The organism is Streptomyces sp. ISL-96 (genome assembly GCF_018614035.1).
In the GTDB taxonomy this organism is placed as follows: domain Bacteria; phylum Actinomycetota; class Actinomycetes; order Streptomycetales; family Streptomycetaceae; genus Streptomyces.
This window is the reverse complement of the sequence record NZ_JAGGPA010000035.1, coordinates 92,835-108,254: the sequence shown is the minus strand read 5'-3', so window position 1 is coordinate 108,254 and position 15,420 is coordinate 92,835. Positions and strand designations below refer to the sequence as shown.

Annotated in this window: 14 protein-coding genes; 3 read left to right on the top strand and 11 right to left on the bottom strand. The window is 69.9% G+C overall.

The window, feature by feature from the left end:
• Positions 1 to 10 precede the first annotated feature (10 nt).
• Complete coding sequence (locus J7E96_RS22560) at positions 11 to 2,371, bottom strand: immune inhibitor A domain-containing protein (RefSeq protein ID WP_215133505.1); 2,361 nt, start codon at positions 2,369 to 2,371, stop codon at positions 11 to 13.
• Positions 2,372 to 2,789: 418 nt separating this feature from the next.
• On the opposite strand from J7E96_RS22560, the gene J7E96_RS22555 reads away from it, so the two are divergent.
• Positions 2,790 to 3,068: a hypothetical protein gene (locus J7E96_RS22555; RefSeq protein WP_215133475.1), complete on the top strand. Its 279-nt coding sequence runs from the start codon at positions 2,790 to 2,792 to the stop codon at positions 3,066 to 3,068.
• Here the strand turns inward: J7E96_RS22555 and J7E96_RS22550 are convergent.
• Positions 3,057 to 3,815 (bottom strand): RDD family protein, encoded by a 759-nt coding sequence (locus J7E96_RS22550; protein WP_215133474.1) that lies wholly within the window; start codon positions 3,813 to 3,815, stop codon positions 3,057 to 3,059. The genes J7E96_RS22555 and J7E96_RS22550 overlap by 12 nt on opposite strands.
• Before the next feature lie 70 nt (positions 3,816 to 3,885).
• Positions 3,886 to 5,481, bottom strand: a complete 1,596-nt coding sequence (locus J7E96_RS22545; RefSeq protein ID WP_215133473.1) for an RDD family protein — start codon at positions 5,479 to 5,481, stop codon at positions 3,886 to 3,888.
• A 267-nt stretch (positions 5,482 to 5,748) separates the two neighbouring features.
• Between J7E96_RS22545 and J7E96_RS22540 the strand changes: the two genes are divergently transcribed.
• Positions 5,749 to 6,225 (top strand): SsgA family sporulation/cell division regulator, encoded by a 477-nt coding sequence (locus tag J7E96_RS22540; RefSeq protein ID WP_215133472.1) that lies wholly within the window; start codon positions 5,749 to 5,751, stop codon positions 6,223 to 6,225.
• Positions 6,226 to 6,242: 17 nt separating this feature from the next.
• Here the strand turns inward: J7E96_RS22540 and J7E96_RS22535 are convergent, their stop codons facing one another.
• The 3 genes from J7E96_RS22535 to J7E96_RS22525 all read right to left on the bottom strand — a co-directional run bounded on the left by J7E96_RS22535 (position 6,243) and on the right by J7E96_RS22525 (position 9,200).
• Positions 6,243 to 6,626 (bottom strand): VOC family protein, encoded by a 384-nt coding sequence (locus J7E96_RS22535; protein ID WP_215133471.1) that lies wholly within the window; start codon positions 6,624 to 6,626, stop codon positions 6,243 to 6,245.
• A gap of 93 nt (positions 6,627 to 6,719) precedes the next feature.
• Positions 6,720 to 8,087 (bottom strand): FAD-binding oxidoreductase, encoded by a 1,368-nt coding sequence (locus tag J7E96_RS22530; RefSeq protein ID WP_215133470.1) that lies wholly within the window; start codon positions 8,085 to 8,087, stop codon positions 6,720 to 6,722.
• Positions 8,088 to 8,138: 51 nt separating this feature from the next.
• A complete protein-coding gene (locus tag J7E96_RS22525; protein WP_215133469.1) occupies positions 8,139 to 9,200 on the bottom strand; it encodes a transposase in 1,062 nt (353 codons plus the stop codon).
• Positions 9,201 to 10,395: 1,195 nt separating this feature from the next.
• On the opposite strand from J7E96_RS22525, the gene J7E96_RS22520 reads away from it, so the two are divergent.
• Positions 10,396 to 11,793 carry a lipopolysaccharide assembly protein LapB gene (locus J7E96_RS22520; RefSeq protein WP_215133468.1) on the top strand — a complete coding sequence of 466 codons (1,398 nt, stop codon included), beginning with the start codon at positions 10,396 to 10,398 and terminating at the stop codon, positions 11,791 to 11,793.
• A 192-nt stretch (positions 11,794 to 11,985) separates the two neighbouring features.
• Here the strand turns inward: J7E96_RS22520 and J7E96_RS22515 are convergent, their stop codons facing one another.
• From J7E96_RS22515 to hppD, 5 genes are all read right to left on the bottom strand, one after another.
• A complete protein-coding gene (locus tag J7E96_RS22515) occupies positions 11,986 to 12,582 on the bottom strand; it encodes a nitrile hydratase subunit alpha (protein WP_308296078.1) in 597 nt (198 codons plus the stop codon).
• Positions 12,579 to 12,863 (bottom strand): SH3-like domain-containing protein, encoded by a 285-nt coding sequence (locus J7E96_RS38890; RefSeq protein WP_215133467.1) that lies wholly within the window; start codon positions 12,861 to 12,863, stop codon positions 12,579 to 12,581. The genes J7E96_RS22515 and J7E96_RS38890 overlap by 4 nt, the downstream gene beginning before the upstream one ends.
• Positions 12,856 to 13,137: an SH3-like domain-containing protein gene (locus tag J7E96_RS38885; protein WP_214969307.1), complete on the bottom strand. Its 282-nt coding sequence runs from the start codon at positions 13,135 to 13,137 to the stop codon at positions 12,856 to 12,858. The genes J7E96_RS38890 and J7E96_RS38885 overlap by 8 nt, the downstream gene beginning before the upstream one ends.
• 9 nt (positions 13,138 to 13,146) lie before the next feature.
• Positions 13,147 to 14,079 (bottom strand): Teichoic acid biosynthesis protein C (Precursor), encoded by a 933-nt coding sequence (locus J7E96_RS22500; protein ID WP_215133466.1) that lies wholly within the window; start codon positions 14,077 to 14,079, stop codon positions 13,147 to 13,149.
• 117 nt (positions 14,080 to 14,196) lie between these two features.
• On the bottom strand, positions 14,197 to 15,345 hold the full coding sequence (hppD, locus tag J7E96_RS22495) for a 4-hydroxyphenylpyruvate dioxygenase (protein ID WP_215133465.1): 1,149 nt from the start codon (positions 15,343 to 15,345) through the stop codon (positions 14,197 to 14,199).
• Positions 15,346 to 15,420: the final 75 nt, after the last annotated feature.

Below are 15,420 nucleotides of genomic sequence, written 5' to 3'. Positions count from 1 at the left end.
GTGTTACGAATTACTTGGTCGAGGGACCGACCTTTACGGTGATCGTCGAGCCGCTCTTCGGCTCGCTCACGATCGAGATCTTGGTGTTGGTGTCAGTGACCTGCACCCCACCGGTCGGGTTCTCCTTGTACCAGTACGTCCCCTTACGGTCGTCGAAGACCGAGACGCCCTTCTGCGACGCCAGCTTCAGCGGCACGTCCGCGTTGTGCAGCGTGAAGCCGTCCGTGCGGTAGCGGCTGAAGGTGGAGTCGAAGGACTGGATCTTGTTCCGGAGGAGCTTGCCGTCCGCCCACTTCAGCGGCTTGGCGTGCGCGTCGACCGGCAGGATCAGGCCCTTGCCGTGGTGCTGGCTGGTGTTGTTGTCCTTCTGGGAGGTGTCCCAGAGCCAGATCATCAGACCGTTCTGGTACGGGTAGTGCTCGACCCAGCTCGGCCGGGTCGCGGCGAATCCGAAGTTGTACGGGCCGACGGCGAGCGTCTTGTCGTACGACACGTACTGACGGTTCTCGGCCAGGTAGTACTGCTCGTACTCCTTGGTGAAGGACTCACCGATGCGCGAGAAGCCCTTGGCGGTCCAGCCGTTGTCGTCGGCGCCCTCGGCGTTGTCCGTGAAGAGCGGGGCGCCGTCGGCCGTCACCGTGATCGCGTCGGCCGCGAAGCCCTTGCCGCCCGCGCCGCCGTCCGTCTGGTAGCGGAAGCGGAGGTCGACCTTCTTGCCGTCGTACGCGTCGAGCGGGAAGGCCAGCTTCTGGTACGCGCCGCCCACACCGGTCAGACCCGGGTTGCCGGCGGCGTCGCGCGCGAGCGGCTTGCCGTCGGCCGTGCCGTCGACGACGGTCCACGTCTTGCCCGCGTCGGCCGAGACCTCGGCGTACAGCCAGTCGTACTCGGCCTCGATGTCCCACCAGCCCTGGAGCGACAGCTCGGCCTTGGCCTTGCCGGTGAGGTCCACCGGCCGGGTGAGGGTGTTCTTGAGGTCGTCACCCATGTCGCTCCACCACTGCCTGGAGCCCTCGGCGGGCTTCACGACAGTCGTGGTCTCGGCCTTCTTGGGCAGCTCGACGACGAGCGCCTGCGGGTCCTTGGTGTTGTACGCCGAGACGCCCAGCTTGTGCTTCGACTTCGTCGCGGCCTTGGCCTTGTCGTAGTCGAGCCAGCCCAGCTGGAGCTTGTCCCAGGCGGTCATGTCGCCGGGCAGGTCACCGATTTCGGTCTTGCCCTTGCCGAGCCAGGAACCGGCCGACATCAGGGACCAGAAGCCGACGCCGTTCTCGCCGCCGCCGGAGGTGTCGTACAGGTCGGGCAGGCCGAGGTCGTGGCCGTACTCGTGCGCGAAGACGCCGAGGCCGCCGTTCTCCGGCTGCATGGTGTAGTCGCCGACCCAGATGCCGGTCGTGCCGATCTGGGCGCCGCCGGCCGGGTTGCCCGCCGGGCCGGTCTTGCCGGCGTCCGTGCCGTACGCGTACCAGCGGTGCGCCCACAGGGCGTTCTCGCCCTGGGCGCCGCCGCCCGCCGACTCGTCCTCGCCCGCGTGGACGATCTGGAAGTGGTCGATGTAGCCGTCGGACTCGTTGAAGTTGCCGTCGGAGTCGAAGTCGTAGCGGTCCCACTGGTCGTAACCGGCGAGGTGCGCCTTGATCTCGGCGTCCGTCTTGCCCTTGGCCTTCTGGTCGGCGGCCCAGGCGGTCACGCCGTCGCGGACGGTGTCCCACACGTTGGAGCAGTTGCTGCTGCCGCAGTAGTTGGAGCCGTAACGGGCCTCGTTGTAGTCGACCTTGACCCAGTCGGAGACTTCGCCGTCGACCGAGTAGCGGCCGGACGAGGTCTTCTCGTAGTACGTCTTGAGGGAGTCCTTGCCCTTGCCCTCGCCGAAGTACAGCTCCTGGAAGTGCTTCTGGTCGTAGTCCTTCTGCCAGGCCGTGGAGTTGTCCTGCGTACGGTCCGGCTCGGCTATCCGGTTGTGCGCGGGGCCGGGCTCGCCGCCGTACTTCTTCACGGGCGGCTTCGGGCCGTCGCCGTCCGGGTCGAACATGGTCGTGTTGTCGACCTTGTCGCCGAACTCCACCAGGATCGTGAAGATCTTGTCGGTCTTCTCCCGGCCCAGTTCGACGTACTTCTTGTCGTCGAGCTTCACGACCTTGGAAGCGCCGCGCTTTTGCACCGTGGCGTCGCCGGCTATGACCTGTTCGAGCGCCGCCTTGCGCTCCAGCTCCTGCTGCTTGCTGAACGGTCCTTCGAGATCGTGCTCGACATGGCCCTTGGCGGGCGCCGGGTCGCGGCGCTCGATGCCGGCCTTGCCCCCTGTGCCCGTCGACTTCTCGTCAGCCTGGGCGGTGGCGAATCCGGATGCCGTCGCGGCGGTCGCGGCCATGGCCACGACTACGGCGGCGGCTCTGATCCGCCCTCTGTTGGTGGTCACTTGATGATGTCCTCCCCCGCGGGCCGCGTCAGCACGGAAGAGGGTGAGGGGTATCCGGGCGCGGCGCGCGTCTCAAGTGACGACATTTGACCGGAGTTACCGAAGAAAAGACAGATCTTGACTTGAACAACTCAAGTGCACTATGTAGTTGCCCGGTTCCGGATACCGGACGCTCTCGGCGGGCAGGCAGGCGCGTCGATCTCACGTGATGAGATACGGAATGACTCCGTGCGCCCCCGATGCACCGGCACCGTGGGTTAGGTCACGCTTACTACCCGTTCCGTGCGGGCACTCACCGTCGTAGAGTCGCTTGCAGTGCGACCCGGTTGAGAGAGACCCCCCTATCGCTGCTCCGAGGACGGAAATCGCCATGCCGCGTCCGACTGCCGCACAGTTCGCATACGGTTCAGCCACCGTCGTCTTCTCGACCCTCGCCATGCTGCTGCTGTCCCGGACGGCATCGGGCATCGGCGTCGCGATCATCGCCCTCGCCGCGCTCGCGCTGGGACTGCTGGTCGCGCTGACGGTGCCCATGCCGAAGACGGCGCGCACGGTTCGGCGTACGAACGATGCGGCCGTCTCCGAGACCGTCTCCGCGCGGCCCTCGCGGGCCCACTCCGCGGTCGGCGGGCACTCGCTACGTGGTTGAGACCACCACCGTCTTGGCCGCCTTGTCGTGCAGCCCCTGTCTGTAGGGCTTGTCGACCAGGATCATCACCAGGTTGATGAGCCACCAGAGGCAGAAGCAGCAGATCAGAGCCGGCACCCACAGGATCACGGCGCGCAGCAGTGACGCGTTCATCTCCGGGACCATGCCGTTGTTGAGCATCGCGACGCGCAGGTTCATCAGCCGCTTGCCGATGGTCTGCCCGTCCTTGGCCGTCAGGTAGGTGTCGTAGCCGATGTACACGACCATGGTGACGAGCTGCCAGATCAGCGACTTGCCGTCGGACATGGTCGAGACTTCGTCCCAGTCGTCGCTGTTGTAACTGTCGAACATGCCGATCAGCCAGCCGATGAGACCCAGCGGGATGCCGACGATCAGTCCGTCGATGATGCGGGCCGCGACGCGCTTGCCGGTGGGGGCCAGCGGTGGCATGCCCGCGAGCGGGTCGGCGGCGCCGCCGCTGTAGGGCGGGGGCGGGGTGCCGTACGGGCCGCCGCCGTAGGGCGAGTCGCCGTACGGGGAGCCACCGTAGGGGGAGCCGGGGCCGGGTGGGGTCGGACCGCCGGGCTGGCCGGGTTCGGCGGGGCCGCCCGGACCGCCGGTGCCGCCTTCCCCGTACGGTCCGCCGCCCGACGGGGGTGGCGGCGTCGACGGCGGCTCCTCCGGCGGCTTCTTGCGGAACGGGTCGTCATCGGGCGGCGGACCGGTCGGCGGCTGATCGTTGCTCATAACCGCAGTCGACCGCGCCCCCCCGCCGCCCGCATCCGGTCGGGTGCCGTTCGGGGGACCTGGGTGCCCGTCAGTCCCCGGCCACGAACGTACGGGCCGCCTTGTCGTGCCAGCACTGCCGCCACGGGCGGTCGAACAGGCACCACGCGGCGTTGACGACGCCGACGGCGAGGACGCCGAGCACTCCGTAGACCAGCCAGCGGCGCAGCGCGGCGCCGAACGTCGGGGGTTCGTGCGCCTCGATGTCCCGCACGTGCATCCGGCACAGCTTCTTGCCGAGCGTACGGCCCCACTTGGCGGTCGGCAGGACCTCGTACACCACTCCGAGGAGGAGGTACGCGCCGAGCACGATGCCGAAGTACCCGGCGGTGGTCCCGTCGAGCAGCCATACGGTCACGGTCTCGCCGGAGAGCTTCGCCGCCTCGATCTTGTCGTCGATGTGCGCGAGTGCGGCGGATACGAGCGGTAGGCCGACCGCGCTGACGCCTGCGCCGAGGACGACGGTGTCGATCAGCCGGGCGGCCAGCCGCTTGGCGAGGCCGGCGGGCCTGGCCGCGGCCTGGGCCTGGGCGGCCTGCAGGAACGGATCGCTGACCGGCGGCTTCCAGGGCACGACGGGCGGCGCGCCGGCCTCGGCCCGGTCGGGCTGGGCGAGCTGATGCACCTGCTGCGCCCAGGAGGCGGCTCCGCCGCCCGCCCCGGAAGAAACCGGAGCGGCAGCGATCCCACCGCCGGCCTGTGGGCCCGGCGCAACCGGCGGCTGCCCCTGGCCGGGGGCCGGGGCCCGACCGGGAGCATGCGGCTGCGGGGGCACCTGACCCTGGGGCTGCGCTTGCGCGGGGGCTTGTGCCTGGGGGGTGCCAGGTGTCTGTCCCTGGCCGGGGCGGGCCTGGCCCGGGACTTGGGGGCGGCCCGCGCCCGGGGTCATGGTCCTGATGGCCATCGTTCCGTCGGCCTGGGCCGTGCGCGGGGACTCCGCGTCGCCGCGGCGCTGGGCGCGGATGGTGACCGTGCCGTCGTGGGGAGGGGGCGTACGGACGCCGGGAAGCGCACCGCCGCTGGGGTCCGCGCCGCCGGTGCCGCGCGGGCCGGCCTCGGCCGGGGCTGGGGGCGTACCGCCACGGGGTGCCGCGCCCGGGGAGGCTTCCGGCGCGGAGCCGCCCGTACGCCGGAGGTCGACCCCGCCGCTGCCGCGGCGCTGATCGCCCGAGGCATCACGCGGCGTCGGCGCAGCAGCGCGGCGGGGGTCCTCCGGCGTACCGCCGGCGGCAGGAGGTGTGGTGCCCGTGGCGGGGTCCGGCTGGGGGGAGCCCCACGAGACGCGGCGGTCGCGTTCGCCGCCGAAGCCGGTCTGGCGGGATGTGTCCGCCTGCCAGGCCGACGCCGGTTCAGGGGGGCTGCCGTGCAGGTGCGCGCCCTCGGGTTCCTCGTCGAAGAAGTGGGGACCGGTCTCCTCGACGGCGGGGGTGGGGGCAGGGGCGGGGGCAGAGGGCGCCGTGCCCGCGGGCACGGCCGGCATTCCCTCGCCGTCCGACGGGGCGGGGCGACTGGTTCCGGGCACCCATGAGGCCCCGTTCCAGAACCGGACGTAACCGGGGATGGACGGGTCGGGATAGTAGCCAGGAGTGGGGCTGCTGTCGCCGCTGGCCGGGGTGGGGGCGCTCATCACCGTGTCCCGTATCTAGTCGATGGCCTCGTTATCGAGGTCCACATCTATCAGACCGCCGCGACGCGCCGGGCCGGTCCCAATGGAAGCACTTCTTTCCGGGCATCCCCACACCCTCCCCGTGGCCTGCCCACGGCCTACTCACGGCCGCCCGAAAGACTTTGAAGTCATTGCCGGAAGTCGCGTAATGAACCGGCGTCAAGCCCCTCTCTCCTTCTGAGGCCCGCTCGAAGGCGCAGGCCCCGTACCAGGAGAGGAAGGCACCTCATGCACACCGTGGTGGAACGCGAACTCGAACTCAACATGGTGCTGTCGCCCGAGCGCAGCATCCCCGTCCCGGCCCGGCTGACCTACCGCACCCAGGACCCGTACGCCGTGCACATCAGTTTCCACATCGGCTCGGACGCCCCGGTGAACTGGACGTTCGCGCGCGAGCTGCTCGTCGAGGGCGTGTTCCGGCCGTGCGGCCACGGCGACGTCCGGGTCTGGCCGACCAAGATCGACTCGCGCAGCGTGCTCTGCGTGGCCCTGACGTCGCCCGACGGTGACGCCCTCCTGGAGGCGCCGTCCGCGGCCGTGTCCGCCTGGCTGGAGCGCACGCTGCGCGCGGTCCCGCCCGGGACGGAGTCCGGACGGCTGGGCATGGAGGAGGCGCTGGCCGAGCTGCTGACGCCGGCCCCGGCCGACGACCTGTGGCTGCGCGATCCGTGGCCGTCGGACGAGTCCCAGGACGGCGAGGCATGAGCGAAGACCAGAAAGCTTCAGTCGCTCACGTACGTATGGGTGATGAACTCGACGGAGTGGCCGTCGGGATCGTCGATGTAGAACCCGCGCCCATGGAAAAGGTGGTTGATCTGCTGCGACGTCTCGTGATGCGGGTCGGCCCAGTAGGGGAGTTCCCGCTCCTTCACCCGCGCGAGGATCTCGTCGAACTCACTGTCCGGCACCAGGAACGCCAGATGCTGCGAGACGATCCGCGCGCTGTCGGAGTCCATGTAGTCGAGCGTGACACCGTTCTCCAGCGGCACGCTCGCGAAGGGGCCGAAGGGCTTCGGCTCCGGGGCGCCGATCAGCTCCGTGAGGAAGCGGGCGGCGGCGAAGCGGTCGCGACTGCGGACGATGGTGTGGTCGAGGCGCGCGGGCACGGTTCCTCCTCGTTGAGGCTGTTTGACCTGCCTCCCCACGCTATGCGCAGCACCGCGCCCGGGCCATCGGACTTTGGCCGTACGTCTCGCGCCTCAGAGGACCTTGCCCGGGTTGAGCAGCCCGAGCGGGTCGAAGGCCGCTTTGACCGCCTGCTGCAACTCGACTCCCACCGGCCCGAGTTCGCGCGCCAGCCATTCCTTCTTCAGTACGCCGACACCGTGCTCGCCGGTGATCGTGCCGCCGAGTTCCAGGCCGAGCGCCATGATCTCGTCGAAGGATTCACGGGCGCGCCGCGACTCGTCCTCGTCCAGATGGTCGAAGCACACAACGGGATGCGTATTGCCGTCACCCGCGTGCGCGCACACCCCGATGACGAGGTCGTACTTCTCCGCGATGACGGCCGTTCCCTCCAGCATCGCGCCGAGCTTCGAGCGCGGCACGCACACATCGTCGATCATCGTCGCGGACTTCACCGCTTCAAGCGCCGTAAGGGACATCCGCCGCGCCTTCAACAGCAGTTCGGACTCGGCGGCGTCGTCGGCGGGGACGACCCCGGAAGCGCCGGCCGCGGTGCACAGCTCACCGACCACCGCCAGGTCGGCGGCCGGGTCCGGGGTGTCGAAGGCGGCGAGCAGCAGCGCCTCGGTGGACTCGGGAAGCCCCATGTTCGCCATCTTGTTGACTGCGCGCAGGGTCGTACGGTCCATGAGCTCGAGCAGCGAAGGGGCATGCCCGCGCGCCATGATCTCGCAGACGGCGTCGCACGCGGCGGCCACGGTCGGGAACTCGGCGGCGAGGACGAGCTGCCGCGGTGGTGCGGGCTTCAGCGCGAGTACCGCCTTGACAACGATGCCGAGAGTGCCTTCCGAGCCGACGAAGAGCCGGGTGAGGTCGTAGCCCGCGACGCCCTTGGCCGTGCGCCGCCCCGTCGTGAGAAGCCTCCCGTCGGCAAGCACGACATCCAGCCCCAGCACGTACTCGGCGGTCACGCCGTACTTCACACAGCACAGCCCACCGGCAGCCGTGCCGATGTTGCCGCCGACGGTGCACATCTCCCAACTCGACGGGTCCGGCGGGTAGTAGAGCCCTTCCTCACCCACAGCGCGCGACAGCACCGCATTGATCACCCCCGGCTCCACCACGGCGATCCGGTCAACCGCACTGATCTCCAGAATCCGGTCCATCTTCACCAGCGACAGCACGATGCAGCCGTCGGTCGCGTTGGCGGCGCCGGACAGCCCCGTCCGCGCGCCCTGCGGCACGACGGGGACGCGCAGCGCGGTCGCGGTGCGCATGATGTGCTGGACCTGCTCGACGGTGCGCGGCAGGGCCACCACGGCCGGGGCTCCGGCTTCGCAGAATCCGGCCATGTCATGGGCGTACGAGGCCATGACGTCCGGGTCGGTGATCAATGCCTCGGCCGGCAGGCCCGCACGCAGCTGTACGAGAAGATCGTCCATGGTCCCAGCGTGGCACTCGCGGCCATCGGTGTGAACCGTTCCTTGAGCTGATTAGCCATGGTTGGCTATGTCAGGCATTCCAGGCAGCGTTAATTGCTGGTCTGGGTTGCTGGGCCCCCGAACGGTGGTGGGGCCGTGGGGCGGGTGCTTTCCGGGCCGACGCGATCTCGTCTGACGCACCACGGGTGTGGTGCTGCGAGTCGTCCCGGCCGGAGCTGTCCGCTCCGCGCGGGCCTGGGTTCGGTGACTCGGCGATACGGGAACGGCTGGCCCGGTGCGATCCTCCGGTCGCACGGCCCCCGCGCGCACACGCGACAGCATGTGGCGGTTGGAGGTTTGGCGGGTTCCGTCTCTCCTGCGCCGGGCCTTGACACCCAGGCCGCGCCTGCCGACGACCACCGACGCGGCATGGTGCCCCGTCACGATGGTCGAGCCGGTTCTGGTCTCCTTCAGAGCGCCTAGCCAGTGCTGGGCGCCCCACTTGCTCGAATACGCCGGATCGACGGCGATCACCGACAGACCGGTGTGGTGGGCCATGCCAGTGACCCGGTCACGGAACTTCCCGGTCGGGATACCAGAAACGGTACGGCGGAAGGCCTTACCGCGCGTGCCCCGGCCCATAGTCTCCCGCCCGGTGGCACGGGCGTCGACAAAGTCCAGGTCCTCGATCACCAGCGCGGCACAACCATGGACCTGGGCGAGGTGGATCAGTCGGGAGATGGCTTCCCGCAGCCGCGCATCGCGCACCGATGCGGGGAGACCGGCCAGGTCCAAGGGGATGGTGTGGGGCCCGTCGACGGGGTTGCCGCAGGGGTCGAGGATCCAGGCGGCCAAGTGGTCAGCGTTCACATCTACCGCGAGCGCCGGTCGCTGCCGCAGCACCTCCAGGGCAGGGACGAAGACCTTCTGACCCTTGGTCACCGTGGACCAGGAGGCATCCAGGTACCAGCGCCCCCGTGCAGGGTCGTAGCTGATGTCGTAGCGCACCGACGCACCTGCGCGGACCCGGTCCAGCCACTGCTCGCCCCGGTGCGTGAACACCGCGGCCGTATCGAGCGCATAGCGGCCGCGTGGGGCATTCGCATACCGCTGGCGCAGCGGCTCGGGCAGCACCAGGTTGACTGTGCCGTCGGCGAGGGCGACGCTGATCGTGTATTTTCCGAACGGGGCCCCCCGCCTCTCCGTCCGCAGTCAGGAACAACCGCCGCGCACCCCACTCCTCGCCCCAGTCGTCAACCCGGTCCTGCCAGGCGATCTTGGTCAGCGGCTTGGTGTCGGGCGCGGTCTCGTACAGGTGGTGGCGGGAGTTGAAGAATCGCCGCCCGCCCCGCGTCACCCGCACTGGCCCGTGATCGCGTTCCCGCAGCGCCTCACGCAGGTCGGCTCGCAGAACCTGTAGCCGCTGCTGCTTCGCCAGTCGCTCCGCGCCGTCCGCGTAGCCACGCACTGTTCGCCGCCCCCTGCGGATACTGATACCGGCTGACGCCTTGAGGCGGGCCTCTATGGCCTTCACGGCCTGGCGCAGCGATCCGATCCGGGCATTGAGTGCCCGCCGGGCAAGCTGGTATTGATCCTCGGAGGTACGGGTGATCGCACCTGCCCACCGTGACGACGACCGGGCGGTGAGCGCCTTCTTCCGCTCCGCTCGCCGATTCTGCGAGGTCGGCACCCTGCCGATCCGTACCCGCTTTGCGAGATCCTCTCCGGCCAAGGAGCCAAGGTGCTCACCGACAGCCCGCAGCACCCTCGCATCCGCCACCGACACACGCAGACGAGTCCGGATTCGGCACCCGCCTGGCGGCGCGACCACGAACGGTGCGGCCAGAACACGGTAGGGCCGCAGCTCACGCCGCTTCACAGCTCGCGTCCGCCTCGCCACCACCCCACCCCCAGCTCCGCCAGCCTGTTCAACTGCCGATCACATCAACGAACCACCCTGGTCGAAGTCACGCCCAGTGCCCGAACTCATAGCCGCCCCCGACCGGTGCAGCCCGGCTCTTACGACAGGGGAACCAAAGCGGGTACACGATCAAGACGACCACCTTCTGCGATGCCCGGGGCCGGACCCTGTTCTCCGGAGTGGCCCGACCGGTCGAAATACACGATCGGACCGCCGTGCCCACCAAGGCACCACCAAGCAGTTCCGCCTCGGTGAAAGCCGGGTTCACCCAGGGCTACCGGTGACCGGCCAACGAGGCTGCCCAACAGATCGCCCACCCTGCTAATCAGCGACCAGCCAACCCAGCAGCCCGACAGGCCCGGCCTCAATCACTCCCCGTGCCCCCAGTACTGGCGCAAAGTGATCGCCATGGAGACGGAACAGCAGGTGAAGCGGCAGCGGCCCCGGGTCGCCGTGCTCACGGGCACGGCGGTGCTGGCGGCCGGCGTCGCGGTGGTGCTCGCGTCGGGGTGGCTGAGCGAAGAAGCGCCGGCGCCGGGCCCCGTGGGACGGGCGATGGCCGCCGTCGAGGCCGTGGGCGCCGGGGTGCCGGCCTCCGCCGCCGACCTGACCGCACTCATCGGCGACCGCGAGTCGTGGCTGCGCGCGCACCCCGAGGACGACCACTCCTGGGCGGTGCTCGGCTCGGCGTACCTGGAGCGGGGCCGCTGGACGGCCGACCCCACGGACTTCCCCCGCGCGGAGATGGCGCTGCGGCACTCGCTGTCCGTACGGCCCGGGAAGAGCGGCAATCCTGACGCGCTGGTCGGTCTCGCGGCGCTCGCCCACGCCCGGGGGGACCACCGCGCGGCGAAGAAGTGGGGCGAGGCGGTACGGAAGCGGTCGCCGAAGCGCTGGACGGCGTACCCGGTGCTGATCGGCGCGTACACGCGCCTCGGCGACCAGATCGCGGCCGCCGAGGCGCTGAAGAAGCTGGAGGCGCTGCACCCGGGCCCCTCGGTGCGGCGGCTCGCGGCGGAGGTGTACCGCGACCGGGGCTGGCGGGAGGACGCGGCGGCGACGCTGGCCGACGCGACGGCGCGTGCGGGGTCCGCGGCGGAGAAGGTGACCGGGCTTCACCTCATGGGTGAGCTGGCGTGGGAACGGGGCGAGCCGGAGGAGGCCCTGAGCCACTACGGGGCCGCCCTGGGGACGGACCCCGGCTACACAAGAGCCCAGGCGGGCCGCGCCCGCGTCCTGGCGTCCCTGGGCCTCACGGCCGACGCGGAACGTGATTACCAGACCGCGCTGGCACTCACCCCCCTCCCCGAACTCCACCTGGAGTACGGCGAGCTGTTGCAGTCCCTGGGCCGCGAGGCGCAGGCGCAGGAGCAGTACACCCTCGTACGGGAAGGGGTGGCCCTGCGGCAGCGTCGCGGGGGCGGCGGCAACGAACTCCTCCTAGGTCAGCTCGACGCGGACCACGGTGATCCGGCCACGGCGGTGCGGCGGCTGCGGGCGGAGTGGCGGCGGCATCCGAACCCGCATGTCGCGGACGCCCTCGCTTGGGCCCTGTTCCGCTCCGGTGAAAAGCGCACCGAGGCCCTCAAGTACGCCCGGAAAGCCACGGACTACGGCTTGCGCAACGCGCAGTTCTTCTACCACCTGGGCGCGATCGAACAGGACGTGCGCGAGTACGGCGCGGCCAGGCGTCATCTGGAGGAGGCGTTGCGCATCAACCCGGCGTTCTCCCCACTGCTGGCGCCGAAGGCGCGGGAGGCGCTGAACGCCTTGGGTGAGCCTTTGGGAGGCGGGCCCCGCCGCTGAGCGCTTCGCGTGTCACGGTGCCGGGAGGGGACGTGTCGGGGCGCTCCCCGCAGGGTGTCGAACGCAACGAGCCCGAATAAAACACCCCTATCCGAACGTTCGGCACCCGAGGAGACGCCCCGGCGCGGCACCGACCCACCGGGCGGGGGTGGGGCAGCGGTGGCGCCCCCGGGCCAGGGGCGGAGACCGGAGCTAGAGCTCCGCCGTGCCGATCAGGGCGCTGCGGGTGATGAGGGCTGCCAGAGACTGTTCGGCCAGGTGCTCCGTGTCCGCCGGGCGGCGTGGCAGGACCATGTACCGGGTCTCCGACGTGGAGTCCCACACCGTCACGGCGACATCATCCGGCAGCACCAGGCCGAATTCGGCCAGCACCGCCCGCGGCTCCCGCACCACCCGCGAACGGTACGCCTCGCTCTTGTACCAGCTCGGCGACGGCCCCAGCAGCCGGATCGGGTAGCAGGAGCAGAGTGTGCAGACCACGACGTTGTGCGTGTCCACCGTGTTCTCGACGACGCGCAGCCGCTGCGGCTGCACTCCCCCGGCCGACAGCCCCAGCTCCGCGACGGCCGTGGTCCCGTCGGCCAGCAGCCGCGCCCGGAACCCCGGATCGGTCCACGCCCGGGCCACGACGCGCGCGCCCCCGGCCGCCGAGGCGCCCGTAAGAAACGCGTCGATGGCTTCGTCGACCGCGGCGCCGGTGACGATGCCACGGTCCTCCAGCAGCGTCTCCAGGCGCCGCACCTGGCGGGAGATCACGGCATCCGAGTGGTGGGAGGTGGTTCCGGTCACGGCTGGTCGTCCTCCAGGTAGCTTTCGAACAGGTCCAGAACCACGTAATGATCACCCTCACCCCACAGGTCCCGCGCCGCGAACCGCACCGCGTACACCTGCTCCACGGGGCAGTCGGTGCGCCCCTGGGAGCGGATGTCCGCCAGCGGCGCCCGGCCCTCCGGCTCGATGACCGTGCCGCGCTTGCCGCGGGCGTACCGCGGCAGGCGGGTGTGGTGCGGCGGGTCGTGGTGGACGGTGCGGACGTGCGCGCCCGGCGCGTAGCGGTCGGCGTCAGTCATCGAGCTCGCCCGCCGCGACAACGCCCTTGCGCTCCAGGAGAGTCCGGATAGCGAAGAACCACCGCTCGTAGTACGAAGCCGCGAGGTACTCCGCGGGCGGCATCGTCTCGACGGCGTCGCGGAACTCGTCGAGGTTGTAGACCTTCTGGGCGATGAGCGCGCCGTTCAGGGCGAAGACCCGCGCCTCCCAGTCCGCGTGGAAGGGCTCTGTGTCGTCGGTGGTGTCGACGGGCCCGAAGCCCTGCATGCCGCCCACGTCGTTGATCCTGGCCATGCCAGGAGCTTATGCGTGCTGCTTGTAGTAGATCGAGTACCTGCGCGCGCCCGGCTCCCCCGAGGCGAAGCCCATGCACAGCTGCGGCTTGCTGGTGCGCCGTACGGCGAGGCCTTCCGGTTCGCGGTGGTCGAGGGAGTAGCCGGCCTCGGTGCGGGTGCGCTGGACGAGGCTGCCGGTGCGGATGTCGATGCAGGAGACGTACGCGTTGCCGTGCCCGGAGGGCGGATTGGTGGGCCCGTACGGCTCACCGGCCAGCTGGTACAGGTAGTTGCCGTGCAGCGCGAAGCCCTGGAAGTCGATGTCCGGGTCCGGGTGGGCGGCGGCCTGTGCGAAGTCGTGGAGGGGCTTGGAGAAGTTGCCGGCGACGGCGTGGGCGAGGGAGAAGACGCGGTAGCGGACCTTGCCGTCGATGCGGTGGCGGACGGCTATGCGTTTGCGGCTCATGTCGACGGACGGCTGGTTCGCGGTGGACCCGGGGACGGGGTAGCGGGTGGAGTCCGCCGAACTGCCGCGTACCTTGCGGTCCACGAACCGGAACCGTGTGATGCCGCGCCCGAACGCCCCGGACTCCGCGACCCGCCCGTCCGACTCGGTCCAGATCCAGGTCGCCCCGGCCGCGTCCCGCTCGACGCCCATGCCGACGCCGTGCCCGTGCCCGAGCAGATACATGTGCCCCAACCGGGTGCCGCTGAGGTCGAGTTGGTTCAGGCACATGTCGCCGCGCTGCCGCCGCTCTGTGCCGGTGTACGCCCGGGACTCGCCCGGAAGCTTGATTCCGCCCTGCATCACCTGGACGACGTACAGCCGCTTGCGGGAGTCGTCGAAGGCGAAGGACTGGAGGACGGTGGTGTGTCTGAGCTGCTTCTTCCAGTGCCATCTCGTCGACGGCACCGCTAAGTTGATGCGCTCGTCACTCGTGCTCGCGCTGATGCTAGTCATGGCCATGACTCACGATAGCGGCCCTGCGCCCCCATGGTCAGGGGCGCGCAGGGCCGCGCACGCAGCACACGCGGCCCACGGAGCACGCGCGGCGCGCGCACTCACCCGCGGGCAGCCTCAGAGGTTGCCGCGCTTCTCCTGCTCGCGCTCGATCGCCTCGAAGAGTGCCTTGAAGTTGCCCTTGCCGAAGCCCATCGACCCGTGCCGCTCGATCATCTCGAAGAAGACGGTCGGCCGGTCCTGGACCGGCTTGGTGAAGATCTGCAGCAGGTAGCCGTCCTCGTCGCGGTCCACCAGGATCTTCAGCTCGCGCAGGGTCTCCACCGGCACCCGGGTCTCGCCCGCCCACTCGCCGAGGGTGTCGTAGTACGAGTCGGGGGTGTCCAGGAACGCGACTCCGGCCGCCCGCATGCTGCGTACGGTCGCGACGATGTCGTTCGTGGCGAGCGCGATGTGCTGGACGCCGGCGCCGCCGTAGAACTCCAGGTACTCGTCGATCTGCGACTTCTTCTTCGCGATCGCGGGCTCGTTGATCGGGAACTTCACCTTCAGGGTGCCGTCCGCGACGACCTTCGACATGAGCGCGGAGTACTCGGTGGCGATGTCGTCGCCCACGAACTCCTTCATGTTGGTGAAGCCCATGACCTTGTTGTAGAAGGCGACCCACTCGTTCATCTTGCCGAGCTCGACATTGCCGACGCAGTGGTCGATCGCCTGGAAGGTGCGCTTGGCCGGCGGCTCGACGATCGGCTTGGCGGCGACGAAGCCGGGGAGGTACGGGCCGTTGTAACGGGACCGCTCGACGAGGGTGTGCCGGGTCGAGCCGTACGTCGCGATCGCGGCCAGGACGACAACCCCGTGGTCGTCCTTGACCTCGTGCGGCTCTTCGAGGCCGCGCGCTCCGTGCTCGACGGCGTAGGCGTACGCGGCGCGGGCGTCCGGGACCTCGATGGCGAGGTCGACGACGCCGTCGCCGTGCTCGGCGACGTGGTCGGCCAGGAAGCGCCCACGGTCCGTGGAGGGCTTGATGACGGAGGTGAGGACGAAGCGCGCGGCGCCGTTGGCCAGGACGTAGCTCGCGGTCTCGCGGCTGCCGTTCTCCGGTCCGGAGTAGGCGACGAGCTTCATGCCGAAGGCGGTCGAGTAGTAGTGCGCGGCCTGCTTGGCGTTGCCGACGGCGAAGACGACCGCGTCCATTCCCTTGACCGGGAAGGGATCGGCCTCACGCGCGGTGCTGGGGGTGGTGTGGTGCGTGGTCTCAGTCATGTCGGCAGACTCTCTCCGTATCGCAAGCTGCGCAATAGTTTGCTGAAATGCTGGGCAATATGCCCACTGACTCAC